Origin of the sequence: Brevundimonas sp., assembly GCF_965278935.1 — a bacterium.
Lineage (GTDB): Bacteria > Pseudomonadota > Alphaproteobacteria > Caulobacterales > Caulobacteraceae > Brevundimonas.
In genome coordinates this window covers 2,943,069-2,960,700 of sequence record NZ_OZ257124.1, presented here as the reverse complement: position 1 = coordinate 2,960,700, position 17,632 = coordinate 2,943,069, and the positions used below count along the sequence as shown (strand labels likewise).

General features: G+C 68.0%; 18 protein-coding genes. 5 read left to right on the top strand and 13 right to left on the bottom strand.

Translation table 11 applies throughout. The features are described from left to right. Nucleotides 1-152 precede the first annotated feature (152 nt). The 4 genes from ACQY68_RS14770 to ACQY68_RS14755 are packed head-to-tail and all read right to left on the bottom strand — an operon-like array spanning nt 153 to nt 2,523. Nucleotides 153-1,067, bottom strand: a complete 915-nt coding sequence (locus ACQY68_RS14770; protein ID WP_428150354.1) for an NAD(P)/FAD-dependent oxidoreductase — start codon at nt 1,065-1,067, stop codon at nt 153-155. Further along, nucleotides 1,064-2,155, bottom strand: coding sequence for a DUF1176 domain-containing protein (locus tag ACQY68_RS14765; RefSeq protein ID WP_428150353.1), 1,092 nt, complete (start codon nt 2,153-2,155; stop codon nt 1,064-1,066). The genes ACQY68_RS14770 and ACQY68_RS14765 overlap by 4 nt, the downstream gene beginning before the upstream one ends. A 24-nt stretch (nt 2,156-2,179) precedes the next feature. After that, a complete protein-coding gene (locus ACQY68_RS14760; protein WP_428150351.1) occupies nt 2,180-2,392 on the bottom strand; it encodes a DUF2945 domain-containing protein in 213 nt (70 codons plus the stop codon). Further along, nucleotides 2,389-2,523 (bottom strand): hypothetical protein, encoded by a 135-nt coding sequence (locus ACQY68_RS14755; RefSeq protein ID WP_428150349.1) that lies wholly within the window; start codon nt 2,521-2,523, stop codon nt 2,389-2,391. Before ACQY68_RS14755 ends, ACQY68_RS14760 begins: the two co-directional genes overlap by 4 nt. 194 nt (nt 2,524-2,717) lie before the next feature. Between ACQY68_RS14755 and ACQY68_RS14750 the strand changes: the two genes are divergently transcribed. The 3 genes from ACQY68_RS14750 (at nt 2,718) to ACQY68_RS14740 (ending at nt 5,212) form a co-directional block, all read left to right on the top strand. Continuing rightward, a complete protein-coding gene (locus ACQY68_RS14750) occupies nt 2,718-3,938 on the top strand; it encodes an NADP-dependent isocitrate dehydrogenase (RefSeq protein ID WP_428150348.1) in 1,221 nt (406 codons plus the stop codon). Nucleotides 3,939-4,055: 117 nt separating this feature from the next. Next, the gene (locus ACQY68_RS14745; RefSeq protein ID WP_428150346.1) at nt 4,056-4,664 is read left to right on the top strand and encodes a DUF2939 domain-containing protein; all 609 of its coding nucleotides are present in this window, start codon (nt 4,056-4,058) and stop codon (nt 4,662-4,664) included. Next, nucleotides 4,661-5,212 (top strand): DUF2939 domain-containing protein, encoded by a 552-nt coding sequence (locus ACQY68_RS14740; RefSeq protein WP_428150345.1) that lies wholly within the window; start codon nt 4,661-4,663, stop codon nt 5,210-5,212. The genes ACQY68_RS14745 and ACQY68_RS14740 overlap by 4 nt, the downstream gene beginning before the upstream one ends. Here the strand turns inward: ACQY68_RS14740 and ACQY68_RS14735 are convergent. From ACQY68_RS14735 to ACQY68_RS14725, 3 genes are all read right to left on the bottom strand, one after another. Then, nucleotides 5,209-6,999: a DUF885 domain-containing protein gene (locus ACQY68_RS14735; protein ID WP_428150344.1), complete on the bottom strand. Its 1,791-nt coding sequence runs from the start codon at nt 6,997-6,999 to the stop codon at nt 5,209-5,211. The genes ACQY68_RS14740 and ACQY68_RS14735 overlap by 4 nt on opposite strands. A 269-nt stretch (nt 7,000-7,268) precedes the next feature. Beyond that, nucleotides 7,269-9,938: an alanine--tRNA ligase gene (gene alaS / locus ACQY68_RS14730; RefSeq protein ID WP_428150342.1), complete on the bottom strand. Its 2,670-nt coding sequence runs from the start codon at nt 9,936-9,938 to the stop codon at nt 7,269-7,271. A gap of 92 nt (nt 9,939-10,030) precedes the next feature. Continuing rightward, nucleotides 10,031-10,243, bottom strand: a complete 213-nt coding sequence (locus ACQY68_RS14725; protein ID WP_428150340.1) for a hypothetical protein — start codon at nt 10,241-10,243, stop codon at nt 10,031-10,033. Nucleotides 10,244-10,348: 105 nt separating this feature from the next. Here ACQY68_RS14725 and ACQY68_RS14720 point away from each other — a divergent pair, with 105 nt between their 5' ends. Then, nucleotides 10,349-10,699, top strand: a complete 351-nt coding sequence (locus tag ACQY68_RS14720; protein ID WP_428150339.1) for a thiol-disulfide oxidoreductase DCC family protein — start codon at nt 10,349-10,351, stop codon at nt 10,697-10,699. A 2-nt stretch (nt 10,700-10,701) separates the two neighbouring features. Here ACQY68_RS14720 and ACQY68_RS14715 read toward each other — a convergent pair whose 3' ends face one another. From ACQY68_RS14715 to ACQY68_RS14705, 3 genes are all read right to left on the bottom strand, one after another. Beyond that, nucleotides 10,702-11,157, bottom strand: a complete 456-nt coding sequence (locus tag ACQY68_RS14715; RefSeq protein WP_428150338.1) for a hypothetical protein — start codon at nt 11,155-11,157, stop codon at nt 10,702-10,704. A 253-nt stretch (nt 11,158-11,410) separates the two neighbouring features. Next, complete coding sequence (gene recA, locus ACQY68_RS14710; protein ID WP_428150336.1) at nt 11,411-12,493, bottom strand: recombinase RecA; 1,083 nt, start codon at nt 12,491-12,493, stop codon at nt 11,411-11,413. Between the two features lie 186 nt (nt 12,494-12,679). Then, nucleotides 12,680-12,847, bottom strand: a complete 168-nt coding sequence (locus ACQY68_RS14705; RefSeq protein WP_428150334.1) for a hypothetical protein — start codon at nt 12,845-12,847, stop codon at nt 12,680-12,682. Between the two features lie 98 nt (nt 12,848-12,945). Here ACQY68_RS14705 and ACQY68_RS14700 point away from each other — a divergent pair, with 98 nt between their 5' ends. Beyond that, complete coding sequence (locus tag ACQY68_RS14700; RefSeq protein ID WP_428150332.1) at nt 12,946-14,055, top strand: alpha/beta hydrolase; 1,110 nt, start codon at nt 12,946-12,948, stop codon at nt 14,053-14,055. Nucleotides 14,056-14,071: 16 nt separating this feature from the next. Here ACQY68_RS14700 and ACQY68_RS14695 read toward each other — a convergent pair whose 3' ends face one another. From ACQY68_RS14695 to ACQY68_RS14685, 3 genes are all read right to left on the bottom strand, one after another. Further along, the gene (locus ACQY68_RS14695) at nt 14,072-14,893 is read right to left on the bottom strand and encodes a DUF4344 domain-containing metallopeptidase (protein WP_428150331.1); all 822 of its coding nucleotides are present in this window, start codon (nt 14,891-14,893) and stop codon (nt 14,072-14,074) included. A gap of 78 nt (nt 14,894-14,971) precedes the next feature. Next, nucleotides 14,972-15,664, bottom strand: coding sequence for a methyltransferase domain-containing protein (locus ACQY68_RS14690; protein WP_428150330.1), 693 nt, complete (start codon nt 15,662-15,664; stop codon nt 14,972-14,974). 59 nt (nt 15,665-15,723) lie between these two features. After that, nucleotides 15,724-17,607 carry a M20/M25/M40 family metallo-hydrolase gene (locus ACQY68_RS14685; RefSeq protein ID WP_428150328.1) on the bottom strand — a complete coding sequence of 628 codons (1,884 nt, stop codon included), beginning with the start codon at nt 17,605-17,607 and terminating at the stop codon, nt 15,724-15,726. Nucleotides 17,608-17,632 lie beyond the last annotated feature (25 nt).

Sequence of the window (17,632 nt, the reverse complement as noted above, 5' to 3'; positions counted from 1 at the left end):
GTTTCGTCATGACGAGCGGCAGGGTGACGAAACGTGACGAACCGGACGAACCGTGCCGACGAGCTGGACGGTCTAAAGACCTGAGGCCAGAGGTGGGATCGCGCTTGGCCGAACACAAGGCGGTCTAAGAAAATATTCTTGTAGCGGGCCGTTCAGACTGTCTGGCCGTCCGCCTGTCGCAGACTGTTGTGGATGGCGGTCGCGGCGACGGCCGCCTCGGCGGTGGCGACGGCGATCTGGTTGAGGCCGCGCACGACGTCGCCGGCGGCGTAGAGGCCGGGGATGCTGGTCTTCTGATGCAGGTCGACTTCGAGCCGGCCGTCCTCGGCGAGGCGGCAGTCCAGCGCGGCCGCCAGTTCCGCGTTCGCGGAGGTGCCCAGCGCGGAATAGACGAGGTCGAAGGCCTGATATTGGCCGTTCCAGCAGAGCGCGGTGACGCGGTCGCCCTCCAGCCGGACGGTCTCGATCGGGGTCTCGACCAATTCGATCCCCAGCCGCGTCAGGGCCTCCCGCTCGGTCAGGTCGCCGGGTGGGCCGATGTGGATCAGGGTGACGCGGTTGGAATAGGTGCGGATGAAGGCGGCCTCGCGCACCCCCATGTCGCTGTCCCCGATCACGGCGACGGCCTTGTCGGTCGCCTCGTAGCCGTCGCAGATCGGGCAGATCCGGACCAGGGAACGTTCGATGGCCCGCTCCACCCCCGGCAGGTCGGGATGATGATCGACGACGCCGGTGGCGAGGAGAACGGCGCGAGCGCGGACCTCGCGGCCGGCTAACGACGCGTTGAAACGGTCGCCGTCCCGCGTCAGTCCGTCGATCCAGCCGGCCTCGACACGCGCTCCGTATTCCTCGGCCTGTTCCCGCATCCGGGACAGGATGGCGTCGCCGGTGATGCCTGCGGGGAAGCCCGGCATGTTGTGGCTCAGAGGGATCCAGCTTGCGCGGGGGGAGCCGCCGTCAGCGACGAGTACAGAGCGCCGGAAGCGAGCGAGATAGTTGGCCGCCGTCAGTCCCGCAGGACCCGCTCCGATGATCAGCACATCGACGTCGGCTTCGGGCTCGCTCATTCGCTGACCCAGGACGCGGGCCAGTAGTCGCTGGGCACGCCCCAGCATTCGGACATGGCCGACGACGATTTCAGGACGAAGCCCTGACCCGTCCAGACCCAGCTGTCGGCCATGCCGCAGTCGCCGAGTCCCCGCCCCTTGTTGAAGGCGTCGATGACGCGCGTCGCGGGGTCGTAGGCGGCGTTGACCAGCTGGTCTTCGGGTTCGCCTGCAGCCGTCGGGAAGGTCACACGCCGCGGGTCGGTCCCGTTGGGCGTCGTGGTGAACCAGGCGCTGGAGAAGTTGTAGGCCCCTGCGCCGCAGGGGACGCTCCACAGGACGGTGTTCGCGTCCAGCCGGGCGGAGGAGATGACCGTCTGAAGGTCCGGGTTGAAGGCCGTGTCGGCGCGGCACTGGACCACGGCCGGCAGAGCCTCGATGGCGGCGGGCAGGGTCTGGCCGTCCTGGTCGCCATAGCCGGCCTGGGATACGGCGGCGGCAGGGGTGATGCGTGGCGCGACGGGGGCGGCGGGCACGGTCGAAGCGGGACGCGAGCCCTTGCGCATCAGGGCGGTTGTCGTGCCGAGGCGGCCCTGGTGCTCGTCGATCCACAACAGGGAGGCGGCGGCGCCGGTCAGGGAGATGGGCACGGTCTCCGAACCGGCGTTCACGGCCATCGCGGTCCCTTGCGCCATGGCATCGACCAGGGCGCGAGCGCGATCTGGGCCGACGATGGCGACCGGTGGCGCGTCCTGACCCGTGACGGCGGCGGCCTCGAAGACGACCCCGTCAACGCGGGCGGTGACCGGCCCTCTGAAATCACCGTCATCGGGCCAGAAGCCGAAGGCGACGGAAGGGGTCGCGTCCGGCCCGGCCGGGATGCGGATCCGGACCCAGCCGGTCCCCTCCGACGCAGGGCCGAAGGCTTTGCAGGTCCCGACATTGTCGCAGACGGCCAGCCAGTCGCGGAATTTCTGCTGCCCGGCGCCCTGGTCGTCCGCCGCAGCGCCCCGGGCCGGGACCGCCGTCTTCGGGCCGGCCTTGGCGGACTGGCCGTCGCCGCAGGAGGCCAGCAGGGCCGCAGCGGCCATCAAAGCGATCACACGCATATCCATCCCCCTGTCGCAGGCCGGTCAGGCCTTGCGCAGTTCCGACGGCTTGTGGGCGGCGCGGGCGCCGGTCTTGCCGCTCTCGACCAGATACTCGGGGTTATCCGGGGAGGCCGCAACCTTGTGGGTCTTGATCGTGGTCGGTCTGGTCAGTTTGCGCACGACCTTGCCGGTCGTGGTCCCCTGACTGTGGTCCCACTTGACCTTGTCACCGGCCTTGAAAGTCTGGTCGGTCATTCAGAGGGCTCCTTCTGTCTGCTCTCGGCATCAGCGAGCACCGCCCGCATCAGTTCCGCATCGATCAGGACGGGGGCTTCGCAGAAGGCGATAATCCAGCGCTGGATCAGGTGTTCGGTCTCGGCGTCCATTCGGCATATCCCCGTGGCTGGAATGGCAGCCCTTCCACCGGAGAGAACAGGCCTGGTCCATGCGGGTTCAGCGTGGCCGCAGGCGGCTTTTTCGGGGCACGGTTAATCCGCAACGCCGCGCCCTTTGCCTCGCGCGCCCGTGGTCGCTATACCGCCGCCACCTCCCGAAACATGCAGAACAGGACGTAAGCCGCATGGCCAAGATCAAGGTCGCCAATCCCATCGTGGACATCGACGGCGACGAAATGACCCGCATCATCTGGCAGTGGATCAAGGACAAGCTGGTCTTCCCGTTCGTCGACGTCGAGCTGGACTACTACGACCTGGGCATGGAGCACCGCGACGCCACCGACGACCAGGTGACGATCGACGCCGCCCACGCCATCCAGAAGCACGGCGTCGGCGTGAAATGCGCCACCATCACCCCCGATGAGGCGCGCGTCGCCGAGTTCGGCCTGAAGAAGATGTGGAAGTCGCCGAACGGCACCATCCGCAACATCCTGGGCGGCGTGGTCTTCCGCGAGCCGATCATCTGCCAGAATGTGCCCCGTCTGGTTCCGGGCTGGACCCAGCCGATCGTCGTCGGACGTCACGCCTTCGGCGACCAGTACAAGGCCACCGATTTCCTGTTCCCGGGCAAGGGCACGCTGTCGATCAAGTTCGTCGGCGACGACGGTGCGGTGATCGAGCACGAGGTCTACAAGGCGCCGGGCGCCGGCGTGGCCATGGGCATGTACAACCTGGACGACTCGATCCGCGACTTCGCCCACGCCTCGTTCAGCTACGGCCTGAACCGCAACTACCCGGTCTATCTGTCGACCAAGAACACGATCCTCAAAGCCTATGACGGTCGCTTCAAGGACATCTTCCAGGAAGTGTTCGACGCCGAATACGCCGACAAGTTCAAGGCCGCGGGCCTGACCTATGAGCACCGCCTGATCGACGACATGGTGGCCGCGGCCATCAAATGGTCGGGCGGGTTCGTCTGGGCGTGCAAGAACTACGACGGCGACGTGCAGTCCGACGTGGTGGCGCAGGGCTTCGGCTCGCTGGGCCTGATGACCTCGGTCCTGATGACGCCGGACGGCAAGGTGATGGAGACCGAGGCCGCCCACGGCACCGTGACCCGCCACTATCGCCAGCACCAGAAGGGCGAGGCCACCTCGACCAACTCGATCGCCTCGATCTTCGCCTGGACGGCCGGCTTCAAGCACCGCGCCAAGCTGGACGGCAACGCCGAGCTGCTCGAGTTCGCCGAGACCATGGAAAAGGTCGTCGTCGATACCGTCGAGGCCGGTTACATGACCAAGGACCTGGCGCTGCTGGTCGGCGATCAGCAGGGCTGGCTGACCACCGAGGGCTTCCTCGACAAGGTCGCCGAGAACCTGAAGAAGGCCCTGCCGAACGTCGGCTAAGGCCGAACACGGTTCGAATCTTTCGACCCCGCCGGAGCTTCTCCGGCGGGGTTTCGTTTGAGCAGCGGGCTTCGACGTGCATTGATGACGTCTGCGTCGGAGGAGGGGAGACCACCGGTGAAAAACGTATTCGGCAAACTGGTGCTGGCCGCCATCGCGCTCGCGGTGGTCAGCTTCTTCGCGGCCCCGGCCGTGGCCTTCTTCGGCATCCGCTCGGCGGCCCAGTCGGACGATGTCGCCGGCCTGCAGAGGCTGGTGGACTTCGACGCGGTGCGCGCGTCGTTGCGGCCCCAGTTGTCAGGCCGGCCCGAGGCATTGACCCCGCCGCCCTCCTTCATGAACGATCCCATCGGGGCCTTCCGCCGCCAGTTCGAGGACGTCGCGGCGCCGCAAGGGCCGAACCCGGACGCCTATCTGACGCCGGACGCCATCGACGGTCTGACCCGGGGCGAGGGACGATACGCTGCGGTCGTCAGCACGGCGAGCATGGAGGCCGACAGCAACCCCGCGCCCTGGCCGTCGCCACGCTACTGGGGCATAAACCTCGCGCGGCTCGCCGTGACGGACGAGGGCGGATCCGACACGATTTTCACGTTTGAACGCAAGGGGCCGTTCGAGTGGAAGCTGGTCCACATCGGCCTGCCTGACGGGGCCACCCCGCGACCTGCCAACCAGACGCCTGCGCGTGTCACGCCGACCACGCCTGCTCCGGAGACGAAACGATGAAGGGCCTGATCAAGGGTGTTGCGGTCCTGGCGGTGGTCGCCTTCCTCGCCGCCTATTTCGGCACGCCGATCCTGACGGTGAATGCACTGGTGACGGCGGCGAAGGCCGGGGACGAGGCGGCGCTGGAACGGCTGGTCGACTTCCCCGCCTTCCGCGACAGCCTGAAGGACGAACTGACCGCCAGACTGATGGCCGAGGCGCAGGCCGACCCCGCCGTCCGCAACAGCGGACTGGGCGGACTGGGCATGATGCTGGCGCCCATGCTGGTCGGCGGGGCGGTGGATGCGCTGGTCAATGCGCCGACCATCGCGGCCATGGTGCGGACCGCCGATACGCCCGACCCCGCCGACGCCGCCGGCGCTCGCACGCCCGAACCGGAGGGCGAGGACAAGGACATCCGCCAGAGCTATGCCTATCGCGACCTGAACACGTTCGTGCTGGGCCTGACGGATCCGGACCGGCCGGACGAAAAGCTGAAGCTGCTGCTCAAGCGGCAGGGGCTGTTCGGCTGGAAGCTGTCGGGCGTGGATTTGCCGGACGCCGCCTAGCGGGCCTGCTGCGCCGCGATCCACGCATCCATCCGCCGGTCCAGCAGGTCCAGAGGCAGGGGCCCGTCGACCAGCAGGGCGTCGTGGAAGTCGCGGAGGTTGAAACGTTCGCCGAGCGCCGCCTCCGCGCGGGTGCGGATGGCGCGCAGGCGGATCTCGCCGATCTTGTAGGCCAGGGCCTGACCCGGCCAGCCGATGTAGCGTTGCAGCTCGGTCTCGATGTTGTGCGGCGACAGGGCGGAGTTGTTGGTGAAACAGGCGCGGGCCTGCTCTGTCGTCCAGCCCATCCAGTGCATGCCGGTGTCGGCAACGAGCCGGCAGGCGCGCCACATCTCGTAACTGAGGCGGCCGAACCGCTCCTCCGGCGTGCGGTAGAAGCCCATCTCCTCGCCGAGGAACTCCGAATACAGGCCCCAGCCTTCGGTGAAGGCTGTGACGCCGGCGTTGCGGCGGAAGGCGGGACCGGCGGCGGCTTCCTGTTGCAGGGCGATCTGGAGATGGTGGCCGGGGACCGCCTCATGCAGCGTTAGGGCGGGCAGTTCGTAGAGCGGTCGCTGGTCCAGCTTGCCGGTGTTGACGATGTAGCCGCCGGGCACCCCCTCCTCGAGCGAGCCGCCGTTGTAGCGGCCGGTGGTGTAGTTGTCCTCGATGTCCAGCGGCACGGGCCGGACGTTGTAGGTCAGGCGCGGCAGGGTGCGGAACAGGGCGGGCAGGCCGCCGTCGGCCCGCTTGGCCATCTCCGAGGCCTTCTCCAGCATGTCCTCGCGCGAGGTGGCGTAGAACCTCGGGTCGGTGCGCAGGTGGGCGAGGAAGCCGGCGAAATCGCCGGTCCAGCCCGAGGCGCGCATCTCGGTGTCCATGCGGGCGCGGATGCGGGCGACCTCGTCGAGACCGATCTGGTGGATCTGGTCGGGTGTCAGGTCGGTGGTGGTGTAGCGGCGCGCCTCGAAGGCGTAGAATTCGCGGCCGCCGGGGCGTGAGCCGATGCCGACCTCGGCCGGGGCGGCGGGCAGATATTCATTCTCGGTGAACTCGACCCAGGCGCGACGGCGCGGGACGATCTGTTCGGCGACGATGGCGGCGGCGCGGGCGCGGAGCTCGGCCTGATCGGCGGCCGGGATGGTCGCAGGCAGGCTGGCGAATGGGCGCAGCAGGGGGTCGGTTCCGGGCGTGAAGGCCGCCTCGTTGCGGAAGATGGCCAGCGCGCTTTCGACCACGGACTTGGGCTGGACGAAGCCGGTCTCGAGCCCGCGTCGGGCGTCGGCGAGGCCCTCGTCGTACCAGGCGGACAGCGCGCCCAGGCGGGCCAGCCAGGCGTCTGCGTCTGCGCGGCTGGTGATGCGGGTGCCGGCGGCGAGGAAGCCCGCGCTCTGGCCCGGTCCGCCCTCGGAGTTGAAGGCCAGACGGCCGCCGTCGAGGCCGATGGATTCGATCGACCGGTCGACGATGATGGCGAGGAAGTCGCGGTTGAGGGCGTCGTTCGACGACAGCGTGGAGGCGTCGATGGCGGCGAGGCGGGTCTTGAAGACGTTGAGCGGGTCGAGGCGGGCGAGCTCGGCGGCGCGGGAGGTGTCGGAGAGGCGGGACTTGGCGGCGGCGTCGCCCTCGCGGGCCGCCTGCTCGGGGCTGAGGCTCAGCTGCCAGGCATCGTAGTCGGCGATGATGGAGGCGAGGGCGGGGTTTTCGGCGGTGGTGGTGGCGCTTGCAGGGGACGTCTGGGCGGCGGCGGGAAGGGCCGTCGCGGAGAGGAGGAGACCGGCCACTGCGGCGACGACGAAGCGATTCATGGAGACCCCCGAACTGAGGGCGGCATGGGGGATGAAGAGGGGCGGGAGGTCAATGCTTCCCTTCTCCCCTTGCGGGTCGACGAAGGATCGCATGCGATCCGAGTAGGGGTGGCTGAGCGAAGCGAAGTCGGATGAGGAATCACGCGGGCGGAGGGAATGAGGGAGGGCCAGCGGTTGGCTGCGGTGTCACCCCTCACCCGATCGCGCAAGGACGATCGCTTCGCTCTCGTGCGCGAGCTCCCTCTCCCGCAAGGGGAGAGGGGAATGGACTAACCGGCCAAAGCGGCCCGAACGGCCGCCAGACCGTCTTCGGCCTTCGACCCGTCCGGTGCGCCGCCCTGGGCGAAGTCGGCCTTGCCGCCGGCGCCCTGGCCGCCCATGGCGATGACGGCGGCGCGGGCCAGATCCGCCGAGTTGACGCGGTCGGTGACGTCGCTGGTCGCGGCAACGGTGACCGCCGCCTTGCCGTCGGACAGACCGATCAGGGCGACGACGCCGGAGCCGACCTGTTTGCGGAAGTCCTCGGCCACGCCGCGCAGGCCCTTGCCGTCGACGCCGTCGAGGATGCGGGCGATCAGTTTGACGCCGTTGATCTCCTCCGGCGCGGCATTGGCCGAACCGCCGCCGCCTCCGAGAGCGAGCTGTTTCTTCAGGTCGGCGACCTGTTTCTCCAACGCCTTGCGTTCGGCCGAGAGGGCCTCGACGCGGGCGGGGACATCCAGAGGCTGGACCTTGAAGGACTGGGCCAAGGTCTTCGCCACACCGGCCTGGGCCAGCAGGTACTGACGCGCAGCCTCGCCGGTGACGCCTTCGACCCGGCGGATGCCGGAGGCGATGCCGGTCTCGCCGGTGATCTTGAACAGGGCGATGTCGCCAGTGCGGGCGACGTGGGTGCCGCCGCACAGCTCGACCGAGTAGGGGCCGTTGTTGTCCGTCAAGGCGCGGCCGAGGGTGACCACGCGGACCTCGTCGCCGTATTTCTCGCCGAACAGGGCGACGGCGCCGGCGTCAATGGCATCCTGGGGCGTCATCAGCTGGGTCGTGACCGGGACGTTCTGGCGGATGACGGCGTTCACCTCGGTCTCGATGGCGGCCAGCTGGTCCTCGGCGACCGGAGCGTTGTGGCTGAAGTCGAAACGCATGCGTTCGGCGTCGACCAGCTGGCCCTTCTGGGCCACGTGCGGGCCGAGCACGTTCTTCAGCGCCGCATGCACCAGGTGGGCGGCGGAGTGGTTGGCGCGGGTGGTCAGGCGCTGTTCGGCATGCGCGCGCAGCTGGGCGCGGGCGCCGATGGTGAGCGTGCCGGACTCGATTTCGATCTTGTGGGCGTAGAGGTCGCCGCCGGCGTGTTTCTGGACGTCGAGGATGACGCCGAAACCCTGCTGGCCCGAGGCATCGGTCCATTCGACCTCGCCGCGATCGCCGGTCTGGCCGCCGCCTTCGCCGTAGAAGGGGGTCTGGTCGAACAGGACCTCGGCGGTCTGGCCGGGCTCCAGAGCGTCGATGGACTCGCCGCCGCGCACGATGGCCAGGACCTCGCCCGAGCCCTCGATGGCGTCGTAGCCGGTGAAGACGGTCGGCCCGAGGCGGTCGCGCAGGGACAGCCATTCTCCGGCCGAGGCCGTCTGGCCAGAGCCCTTCCAGTTGGCCTTGCCGCGTTCGCGCTGCTGGGCCATCGCGGCCTCATAGGCGTCGTTGTCGACGGTCAGACCGCGACGACGGGCCTCGTCCTGGGTCAGGTCGAGCGGGAAGCCGTAGGTGTCGGACAGGGTGAAGGCGGTCTGGCCCGAGATGACGCCGCCTGCCGACAGGTCCGCCGTCGCCTCGTCCAGCAGGGTCATGCCGCGGCCCAGCGTGGTGCGGAAGCGGATCTCCTCCTGCTTCATCGTGTCTTCGATCGAGGCCTGGGCGCGGGCCAGTTCGGGGAAGGCCTCGCCCATCTGGTCGACCAGGGTCGGGACCAGGCGGTGCATCAGGGGATCGGCGGCGCCGAGCAGGTGGGCGTGGCGCATGGCGCGACGCATGATGCGACGCAGGACATAGCCGCGCCCCTCGTTCGATGGGGTCACGCCGTCGGCGATCAGGAAGGACGACGAGCGCAGGTGGTCGGCGATGACGCGGTGGCTGGCGGCCTGGGCCCCTTCAGACTTGGTCGAGGTGGCGTCTTCCGACGCCGCGATCAGGGTCTGGAACAGGTCGGTATCGAAGACTGAGTTCTTGCCTTGCAGCACGGAAGTCATCCGCTCCAGGCCCATGCCGGTGTCGACCGAGGGCTTGGGCAGTTTGCGAACGATCTCGTCGTTCTCCTTCTCGAACTGCATGAAGACGTTGTTCCAGATCTCCACATAGCGGTCGCCGTCCTCGTCCGGCGAACCGGGAGGGCCGCCGGGGACGTGGTCGCCGTAGTCCCAGAAGATCTCGGTGCAGGGGCCGCAGGGGCCGTTGTCGCCCATGGCCCAGAAATTATCCGAGCCGGCGATGCGGATGATCTTGTCGTCGCCGAAGCCGGTGACCTTCTTCCAGATCGCGGCGGCCTCATCGTCGTCGATGTAGACGGTGACGAGCAGGCGCTTCGGATCGAGGCCGTAGTCCCTAGTGACCAGGTTCCACGCGCGGTCGATCGCGTGTTCCTTGAAATAGTCGCCGAAGGAGAAATTCCCCAGCATCTCGAAGAAGGTCAGGTGGCGGGCCGTGTAGCCTACGTTGTCCAGGTCGTTGTGCTTGCCGCCGGCGCGGACGCATTTCTGCGACGAGGTTGCGCGCGGGTAGGGTGGGGTCGCCGCGCCCGTGAAATAGTCCTTGAACGGCACCATGCCCGCGTTGACGAACATCAGCGTCGGGTCGTTCTGCGGCACCAGCGGAGCCGAGTGCACCTTCGTGTGCCCATCGGCCGCGAAATAGTCGAGGAAGGTCGAGCGGATCTGCTTCAGGCTGGCCATGGGCGGTTCAGTCGTTCGTGCGTCGGGGATTTGGGAAGGCGCATATAGAGACGGGCGAGGCCGCGAGCCAAGGTTTTCCGGCCAATGCCCGGTCAGTCGGCGTCGTTATCCGAGGCGGGAGGCTCATCCACGGCGTCATCTTCGTCCGAGAGGAGGGCGTCGAGGGCCTCGATGATGGCGTCGATCTGTTCGGCGCTGGCGGCGACACGGAGCACGGCGCCGTCGCTGCCGCCGATCTCCAGCAGGTAGCCGTCGTCGCTTTCGGCCAGGTTGAACTGTGTCAGGGTCGGGATGTCTTCGGCCATGGCGGTCTCCTTGCGCGGATCAACCGCCGGCGGGTGGAAAGGTTCGAGCTTTTGCGCGTCGGCGTGACACGGGGCAAGAACGGTGGGTCAGGCATAGGGTTGGACATGGCCGAGGTGGAAGTCTGGTTCGACGGGGATTGTCCGCTGTGTCGGCGCGAGATCGCCCTTCTGCGGCGACTGGATCGCCGCAGCGCGATCGTCTTCACCGATGTCGCGACGGGGGCAGGGAGTTGTCCCATCGATCGTGCCCTGCTGCTGAGCCGCTTCCACGCCCGGGAGGATGGCCGAATGGTCTCGGGCGCCGAGGCGTTCGCGGCGATGTGGAGGGCGATACCGGTTCTCGCCCCGCTTGGATATCTGGCGAGAAACCGGCGGGTGCTGTCGGTACTGGAAAGGCTCTACCTCGCATTTCTGAAGGTGAGGCCCATGCTGCAGAAGGCGTTGCGAGGTCGGTGAGTTCAGATTTTCGGCGTTCGCAGGATGCGGGCGGCCGCGACGGCCAGGGCAATGCCGAAAAAGGCGTGGGCCATGAGGCCGAGGCCGATCATGGGGTCCGGCGGCACGGGGCGCTCCGGCGCGAGCGACAGGGGCACGACGATGGCGTTCATGACGCCGTAGACGAAGACGCCGAACGTCAGGCCGCTGATGACGGGTTTTCGCAGCAGGACCGGGGCGTAGCCGGCGCCGACGACGTAGAGCCCGGCGAAGAGGATCGAGATGACGAAGTGGGAGACGGCGCCGATAGCGACGCTGGTCATCCCTTGGTCGAACGAAGCGGGTCCCAGAAGGCCGGCGGCGACGGCCTGGAGAATCCGGTCCGGCGTGGCCGGGCGGTAGATGACGAAGGCGGTCAGGATGTCGGCGGCGCCGCCGGCGAGTCCGGCCGCGACAATGGCGAGCGGTTTATTCGGCATTCGCTCCTCCCTCCCCGGAGGCGGATGACCCTCGCGCGGAACAACCGCTGCCGCAAGGTGGGGATTGCGGTCGAAAATGAAGACCGAGGAGCGCGCCTTCCTCAAGAAAAAGGCCCGCCCGGACAAGCCGGGCGGGCGACTCCTCCCGGCCCGAGCCCCGCGTGGGTCGGCGGCGGGTCGCGGGGACCAGCCGGGGGAGTGTTCTGTGTCTTCGGACGTCAAAACACCGTCCGAAGCGTCCGAAGCGGTCGGATCAGCCCTCGAGATCCTGACCTTCGTCGGGCTCGGGCGTGCCGAGGAGCTCGTCGGCGATCTTGGACGTGGACTTGCGGACCTTGTCCTCGATGGCGTCGGCCATGTCGGGGTTGGCCTTGAGGAAGGCGCGCACATTCTCGCGGCCCTGACCGATGCGGGTCGAGTCGTAGGAGAACCAGCTGCCCGACTTCTCGATGATCCCGGCCTTGACGCCCAGGTCGATGATCTCGCCCAGCTTGGAGATGCCCTCGCCGTACATGATGTCGAAGATGACCTCGCGGAACGGCGGGGCGACCTTGTTCTTGACGACCTTCACGCGGGTGGTGTTGCCCACGACCTCGTCGCGGTCCTTGATCGCGCCGGTGCGGCGGATGTCGAGGCGGACCGAGGCGTAGAACTTCAGCGCATTGCCGCCGGTCGTCGTTTCCGGCGAACCGTACATGACGCCGATCTTGTGCCGGATCTGGTTGATGAACAGGACGATGCAGTTCGACTTGGAGATCGAGGCGGTCAGCTTGCGCAGGGCCTGCGACATCAGACGCGCCTGAAGACCGGGCAGGCTATCGCCCATCTCGCCTTCGATCTCGGCGCGCGGCGTCAGGGCGGCGACGGAGTCGACCACCACGATGTCCACGGCGCCCGAGCGCACCAGGGTGTCGACGATTTCCAGAGCCTGTTCGCCCGTGTCGGGCTGCGACACGAGCAGGTCGTCGAGGTTGACGCCCAGCTTCTGGGCATAGCCGGGGTCGAGCGCATGTTCGGCGTCGACGAAGGCGGCGGTGCCGCCGGACTTCTGGATCTCGGCCACGGTGTGCAGGGCGAGGGTCGTCTTGCCGGAGGATTCAGGACCGAAGACCTCGATCACCCGACCGCGCGGCAGGCCGCCGATGCCCAGCGCCATGTCCAGGCCCAGCGAGCCGGTGGACACCGAGGGGATCACGTCGGCGATCCCGCCCTTGCCCAGCTTCATGACCGAGCCCTTGCCGAAGGCGCGGTCGATCTGTGCGATCGCCGCCTCCAGCGCGCGCTGCTTGTCGCCGTCGTCCTTGCCCACCAATTTCAGATTCGCCTGAGCTGCCACCTTGCCACTCTCCTTTGCCATGATTCCTGTGAAACCCTGGGGAGAGGCCCGCCTTCGGTCCGATGACCGTGACCCGCTCCCTGTGAGACCGGACAGTACACGGTTTGTTCCGGTTGCCAATATGTTCTTTTCACAGCTCTGGCGGGAGTGCGACCGTTTCTGACGTGGGTGGACCGAGCTGCCGTGTCACAGCCTTAGAAGAGCGGCGAACATCTTCACGATCCCCAACACCACGCCGCCGACCACCACACTGCCTTGGAGGACGGCCAGCAGGGCCAAGCCGATGATCAGGATCGTGTCGCCGGATTGGTCTTGCTCAGGCCTGCGGCTCCGCCGTGGTTTCTGTCGGCTCATTGCAAACCCGTCCTTTTCGCACGCTCCGCAAAGCAGATTGACACAGAAGATTACATTTGTAACCTTCAAAGCTTACAAGCGTAATCAAAGGGTCTGTCATGCGATCGTTCCTGCTTTTCGCCTCGTTTGCCGCCTTGAGCCTTGGGGGAGCGACGACCTCGAGTGCTCAGGAGATCACCCTGGTGCGGGAAGCGCCGGCCGTTCAGGGACGGGCGGTCGAACTGATCATCCGCTCCGAGATCATGGGCCGTGACTATCGGATCGAGGTCACCCCTCCGCACAGGGGACCGGTGTTCCCGGGGCAGAAGGCCAGCGTCGTCTATGCCTTGGACGGCGGATGGGGCGTGGCGGGACCCGCGGGAGTGTTGCTGGGCGGCGGCGGTGCGATGTCGCCCGCCTATATCGTCGCCGTCGGCTATCCGGTCGGGCAGCGAAACAGCCGGGAGGCCGACCTGTTGCCGCGCCCCGTCGTTCGACGCGATGGCAGTACCGCCCAAGGCGGGCGGTCGGAGCTGTTCACACGATTCCTGATCGAGGAACTGAAGCCCTTCATCGAGGCCCGCTATCCGGTCGATCCGCAGCGTTCGATCCTGTTCGGGCATTCGCTCGGCGGCATCTTCACGGCGCATGTTCTGGCCGATCAGCCCTCGGCCTTCGCCGGCTATCTGATCGCCAGCCCGTCGGTCTGGGCCGATCCGACGATTCCCGAGCGCCTGCGGACGGCGTCCGCAGGGCAGGACCGGCTAGTCTTCGTGGCCTACGGCGAGCGGGAAGACGACTATATGGTCGAAGGCGGCAGGGCGGTCTCGGCCGCGCTAGAAAGCCGCGGCGATCATGTCCGGACGGAGGTTTTCCCCGGCGCCTATCACATCACCTACTACCCGGCGGTGATGGGGGCCGCGCTCCCGTTCCTGTTGCCCAGACAGGCGCCGCTGGAGTTCCCGACGGCGATCGAGCTTCCCGCCTCGACCTTGGCCGGATTTGCGGGCCGCTATCTGATCGGCGGCGCTGTTCCGGTCGATCTGGCCGTTGCCGGGAAGGGAATCGTCGCTACCGTGCCCGGAGGCGGGCGACTGGAGCTGAGCCCGAGGTCGTCGACGGGGTTCTTTTCCCCGGACCTCGACGTCCGCGCCGACTTTGGTGACGGCGGGCGAACAATGACCCTCTACGTCAATGGAGATCGGATCGACGCCGCGCGCCTTCCCTGAGGCCGCGAGGTCGAGCCTATTCCTTCAGGTGGGCGTCGAGCAGGGTGTACCAGGTGGAGGTCAGACGCTGGAACTCGGCCGGGCACTGTTCGGCGCGTTCCTCGGTCAGCCATTCCTCTTCGAGAAGGTTGGCGTATTTCTCGGTGTCGGAGCCGTAAACCAGGCAGGTCAGGGTGTAGTAGCGCTGCTGGCTGAGGGAGTGTTCGTCGGAGAAGTCGCTCTCCTCCAGCTCTCCGGCCTCGTCCGGGTCGGTGTAGAAGCTGAGGGCGCCGGAGATGGCGGATTCCTCACCGTCGTCGCCGTCGATCAGCCACCAGGCGGCCAGACTGTCGGCGGCGTCTTCCTCGCGACCGGTGAAGGGAATCTCCAGCACGTCGATCAGGGCATGGCCGACCTCGTGGAAGACGGTGAACAGGAAGGAGCCGTTGACGGCGTCCTCGATCTCTTCCTCGGTGTCGTAGTAGGCGGCGAAGGTCTCGCGCTCGCCCTCGAACATCTCGATACAGACCTGAATCTCGTGGTCTTCGGGGACGTAGTAGGCGTTGTTCTCGCCGCACTGGGCGAAGCGCAGGCCGATGTCGCGGGGCAGGATCAGGCTTTCGTTGAGGACGTCGGCGACGTCCTCCAGCCAGCGTTCCTCGGACAGCTGTTCGGCGAGTTCGGTGTATTCGTCGTCCTCCAGCACGGCCGGAAGAACCTTGAAGTCGCCGTGGTCCTGGGCCGGGCGGGCCGAAGCGGACTCGGCCGCGGCCGGACCGTCCTCGCAGGCGGCCATGCTCAGGGCCGCGAAGGCGATGAGCGTGAAACGGCGCGCGTGCGCCCCGATCGACCTGGACATGCTGTTCCCCCTGAACGGATTCTGTCTAGCGGAGCCGCAGGCGAGCGCCAACGGCCGCGGGGCCGTCGTCAGGTCGTGTCAGTGCGAGGTGGGGTCGCGGACGGCGATCAGGGACTTGGTCAGTCCGGCGACGACCTCGTCGTGGTGGGCTGCGTCCGGGTAGAGGAAGCGGAACTGGGCCTTGTCCAGCAGGCGGGCGTGCTGGACGTCGCGCATGGCCGCGCCCATGTCCGGCGCCTTCTGCGAGAAGCCGTGGCGGCGCTTGAGCAGCGACCGGGCGCGGCTCTGTTCCGAGCGCCAGTGGAAGAAGGGGGCCGAGAAGTGCGGCTCCACCGGGAACCAGAAATAGGGCGTCTGGACATAGTAGCGCGGGGCCAGGCGGCGGCATTCGGCGGCGAAGGCCTCCATGCGGGTCCAGTCGCCGACGTGCTCGATGACGCTGTTGGAATGGACCAGGTCGAAGGCGTGGTCGGCGTACTGCGGCAGGGCGCAGGCGTCGCCGTCGACGACGGTGAACAGACGAGGGTCGGCGACCTCGTCGATGCCGCCCGGATTGACCAGGGTGATGCGGACGTTCGACGCCTGCAGAAACCGGGAGTCGAACAGGGTCCAGTAGTTCGCCTCCCCGCCCAGATCGATGATGTTCACCGAGCCTTTCTCGGCGTGGATCTTCGTGATCAGGTCGACAATCCGTTTTGCGCGGGCGCGGCGGAAGCGCGACACCAGCGAGTTGGGATCGGTGTTGTCCTGGAGGGCGTGGATCAGGTTCATGGCGACCCTGATAGCGCAGCGGCTTTGCGTTCCGCTTAAGTGGCAGGGTTAGCGGGGTCCTAAGTGGGGCCGTCGGCGGCGGGCGGGGGCGCGGGCTCGGCGAACCGGGCGGTCAGGGACAGGCCGCAGGCGAGGATCAGGCAGGCGGCGGCTGCGGCGGCGAGCGTGCCACTGGCGCGCGGGGCGAGCGGGGCGAGGAACAGCAGGATCAGGAGCGTCATCAGGCTCAGGACGCCGGGCAGATCCATGCCGACACCGAGGAAGACCTGGTGCGACAGGTTGAGGATCCAGGCTCCACCGATGACCGTGGCGACGACCGCCGGGATCAGGGACCGTGGGCTCTCCAGAAGGGCGCCGACAAGCGCGCAGGCGGCTGCGGCGGCGGCGGCCAGCAGGCCGGGCCAGATCAGGATCAGGGCGGCCTCGGGCGCCGCGCCCTGGGCCGCGCAGCCGAAGACGAAGACCAGGGCGATCAGGCCGAGCCAGCCGCCCCAGACGGTCTTGGGCGCGCTTTGGGGCCAGGCGGTCAGGGCTATGGCGATCGCGCCTGCGCCCAGAACGACGGGGTCGAATCCGCCCAGCACGAGGCTGGCGGCCACGGCTCCGACGACGACGCCCGCCAGCAGTTTCGGTCCGAGCGCCTGACGTCCGGCCAGCAGGGCCAGGGCGATCGAGGCCATGGCCAGACCGACGCCGGCCTCCATCCACGGCAGGCGGCGTAGCAGGGTGTAGTAGACGTCGGAGGACTCGGCCCGTGCGGTCAGCGGCCCGGCGAGGACGCGGACGCCGTGGGCGAAGACCACTCCCATGGCCAAGACCCACAGGCCCGACAGCATCCCGCGTCCGACGTCGGCGGCGGTCAGCCGGGTGGCATGGCGCGCGCCCCAGGCCGCGAAGGCGCCGAGCACGGCGGTGATCGCCAGCAGGGTCCAGCCGAGATCCAGCGAATGGACGAGGGTGAACAGGCCCAGATAGTCGCCGTAGACGACGTTGCGGCCCGCGACCGGAAGGGCGTCGGCGCGGACGAGGGCGTCGGTCGCCTCCAGCGCCTGCGAGCCGATGTGCTGGACCGCACCCGGGTCGAGATTATCGGGGGTGGAGGTCGGGGAATGATATTGGGACGGACGGCCGATGAAGGCGAAGTTGACGCCGCCGATGTCCCGGTTTTTGGGGATGGTGAAGTCAGTGCCGTTCGGCATGTTCTCGTAGACGAAGATCGACAGCGAGCTGGACGAGGGGCCGCCGTCCGCGCGGCGTGCCGCCCGGCTGAACAGGTCGATGGTCTCGGCGTTGCCACGCCCGGTCTCGAACATGAAGGCCCGCCCGCCGCCGCCCCGGGCCTCCAGATTGACCACCGAGCCGATACGGTCGCGCAGGGGATGTTCGGAGAAGAAGATGCGGGCGCCGTCGAGGTTCAGCTCTTCACCGTCGGTGAACAGGGCGACGAGGGTTCGGTCGGCCGGGCCGCGCGCCTTGATGGCGCGCACGGCCTCAAGGACTGCGGCGACGCCGGCGCTGTCGTCGGCGGCTCCGGGCGAGTCCCAGGCGCTGTCGTAATGGGCCATCATGAGGACGGCCGCAGCGGTCGGGTTCCGGCCGGGCAGGACGCCGACGATGTTGACCGCCTGATTGCCCGCCGCCGCCGGATCGCCGCCCCAGCGGTTCAGACGCTCGACGGCCTCGGGAGACAGGGCTCCGGCCTGCAGCGCCGGGTTGAGGCCCAGGGCCGTCATCCGGCCGAAAAGATAGTGCTGCACCCGCGCGTGGTCGGCCGATCCGACGGGGTGGGGCCGGGCGGCGATGGCGCGCACGTCGGTCATCGCGCGGGCGGCGGAGAAGTCGACGGCGGGGGTTCCGGTTCCGCGCGGGGCGGGGACCTGAAGGGCCCAGACGCCTATCAGAAGGGCGACGGCCAGCGATCCGAGAAACAGAGCCCAACGCATCGTGAATCCCCCTCGACGTTCCGCC

Bases quoted from the DNA above. Each gene is read 5' to 3' on its own strand.
- ACQY68_RS14770 (WP_428150354.1), bottom strand. From the start codon at position 1,067: ATGAGCGAGCCCGAAGCCGACGTCGATGTGCTGATCATCGGAGCGGGT.
- ACQY68_RS14765 (WP_428150353.1), bottom strand. From the start codon at position 2,155: ATGCGTGTGATCGCTTTGATGGCCGCTGCGGCCCTGCTGGCCTCCTGC.
- ACQY68_RS14760 (WP_428150351.1), bottom strand. From the start codon at position 2,392: ATGACCGACCAGACTTTCAAGGCCGGTGACAAGGTCAAGTGGGACCAC.
- ACQY68_RS14755 (WP_428150349.1), bottom strand. From the start codon at position 2,523: ATGGACGCCGAGACCGAACACCTGATCCAGCGCTGGATTATCGCCTTC.
- ACQY68_RS14750 (WP_428150348.1), top strand. From the start codon at position 2,718: ATGGCCAAGATCAAGGTCGCCAATCCCATCGTGGACATCGACGGCGAC.
- ACQY68_RS14740 (WP_428150345.1), top strand. From the start codon at position 4,661: ATGAAGGGCCTGATCAAGGGTGTTGCGGTCCTGGCGGTGGTCGCCTTC.
- ACQY68_RS14735 (WP_428150344.1), bottom strand. From the start codon at position 6,999: ATGAATCGCTTCGTCGTCGCCGCAGTGGCCGGTCTCCTCCTCTCCGCG.
- alaS (WP_428150342.1), bottom strand. From the start codon at position 9,938: ATGGCCAGCCTGAAGCAGATCCGCTCGACCTTCCTCGACTATTTCGCG.
- ACQY68_RS14725 (WP_428150340.1), bottom strand. From the start codon at position 10,243: ATGGCCGAAGACATCCCGACCCTGACACAGTTCAACCTGGCCGAAAGC.
- ACQY68_RS14720 (WP_428150339.1), top strand. From the start codon at position 10,349: ATGGCCGAGGTGGAAGTCTGGTTCGACGGGGATTGTCCGCTGTGTCGG.
- ACQY68_RS14715 (WP_428150338.1), bottom strand. From the start codon at position 11,157: ATGCCGAATAAACCGCTCGCCATTGTCGCGGCCGGACTCGCCGGCGGC.
- ACQY68_RS14705 (WP_428150334.1), bottom strand. From the start codon at position 12,847: ATGAGCCGACAGAAACCACGGCGGAGCCGCAGGCCTGAGCAAGACCAA.
- ACQY68_RS14700 (WP_428150332.1), top strand. From the start codon at position 12,946: ATGCGATCGTTCCTGCTTTTCGCCTCGTTTGCCGCCTTGAGCCTTGGG.
- ACQY68_RS14695 (WP_428150331.1), bottom strand. From the start codon at position 14,893: ATGTCCAGGTCGATCGGGGCGCACGCGCGCCGTTTCACGCTCATCGCC.
- ACQY68_RS14690 (WP_428150330.1), bottom strand. From the start codon at position 15,664: ATGAACCTGATCCACGCCCTCCAGGACAACACCGATCCCAACTCGCTG.
- ACQY68_RS14685 (WP_428150328.1), bottom strand. From the start codon at position 17,607: ATGCGTTGGGCTCTGTTTCTCGGATCGCTGGCCGTCGCCCTTCTGATA.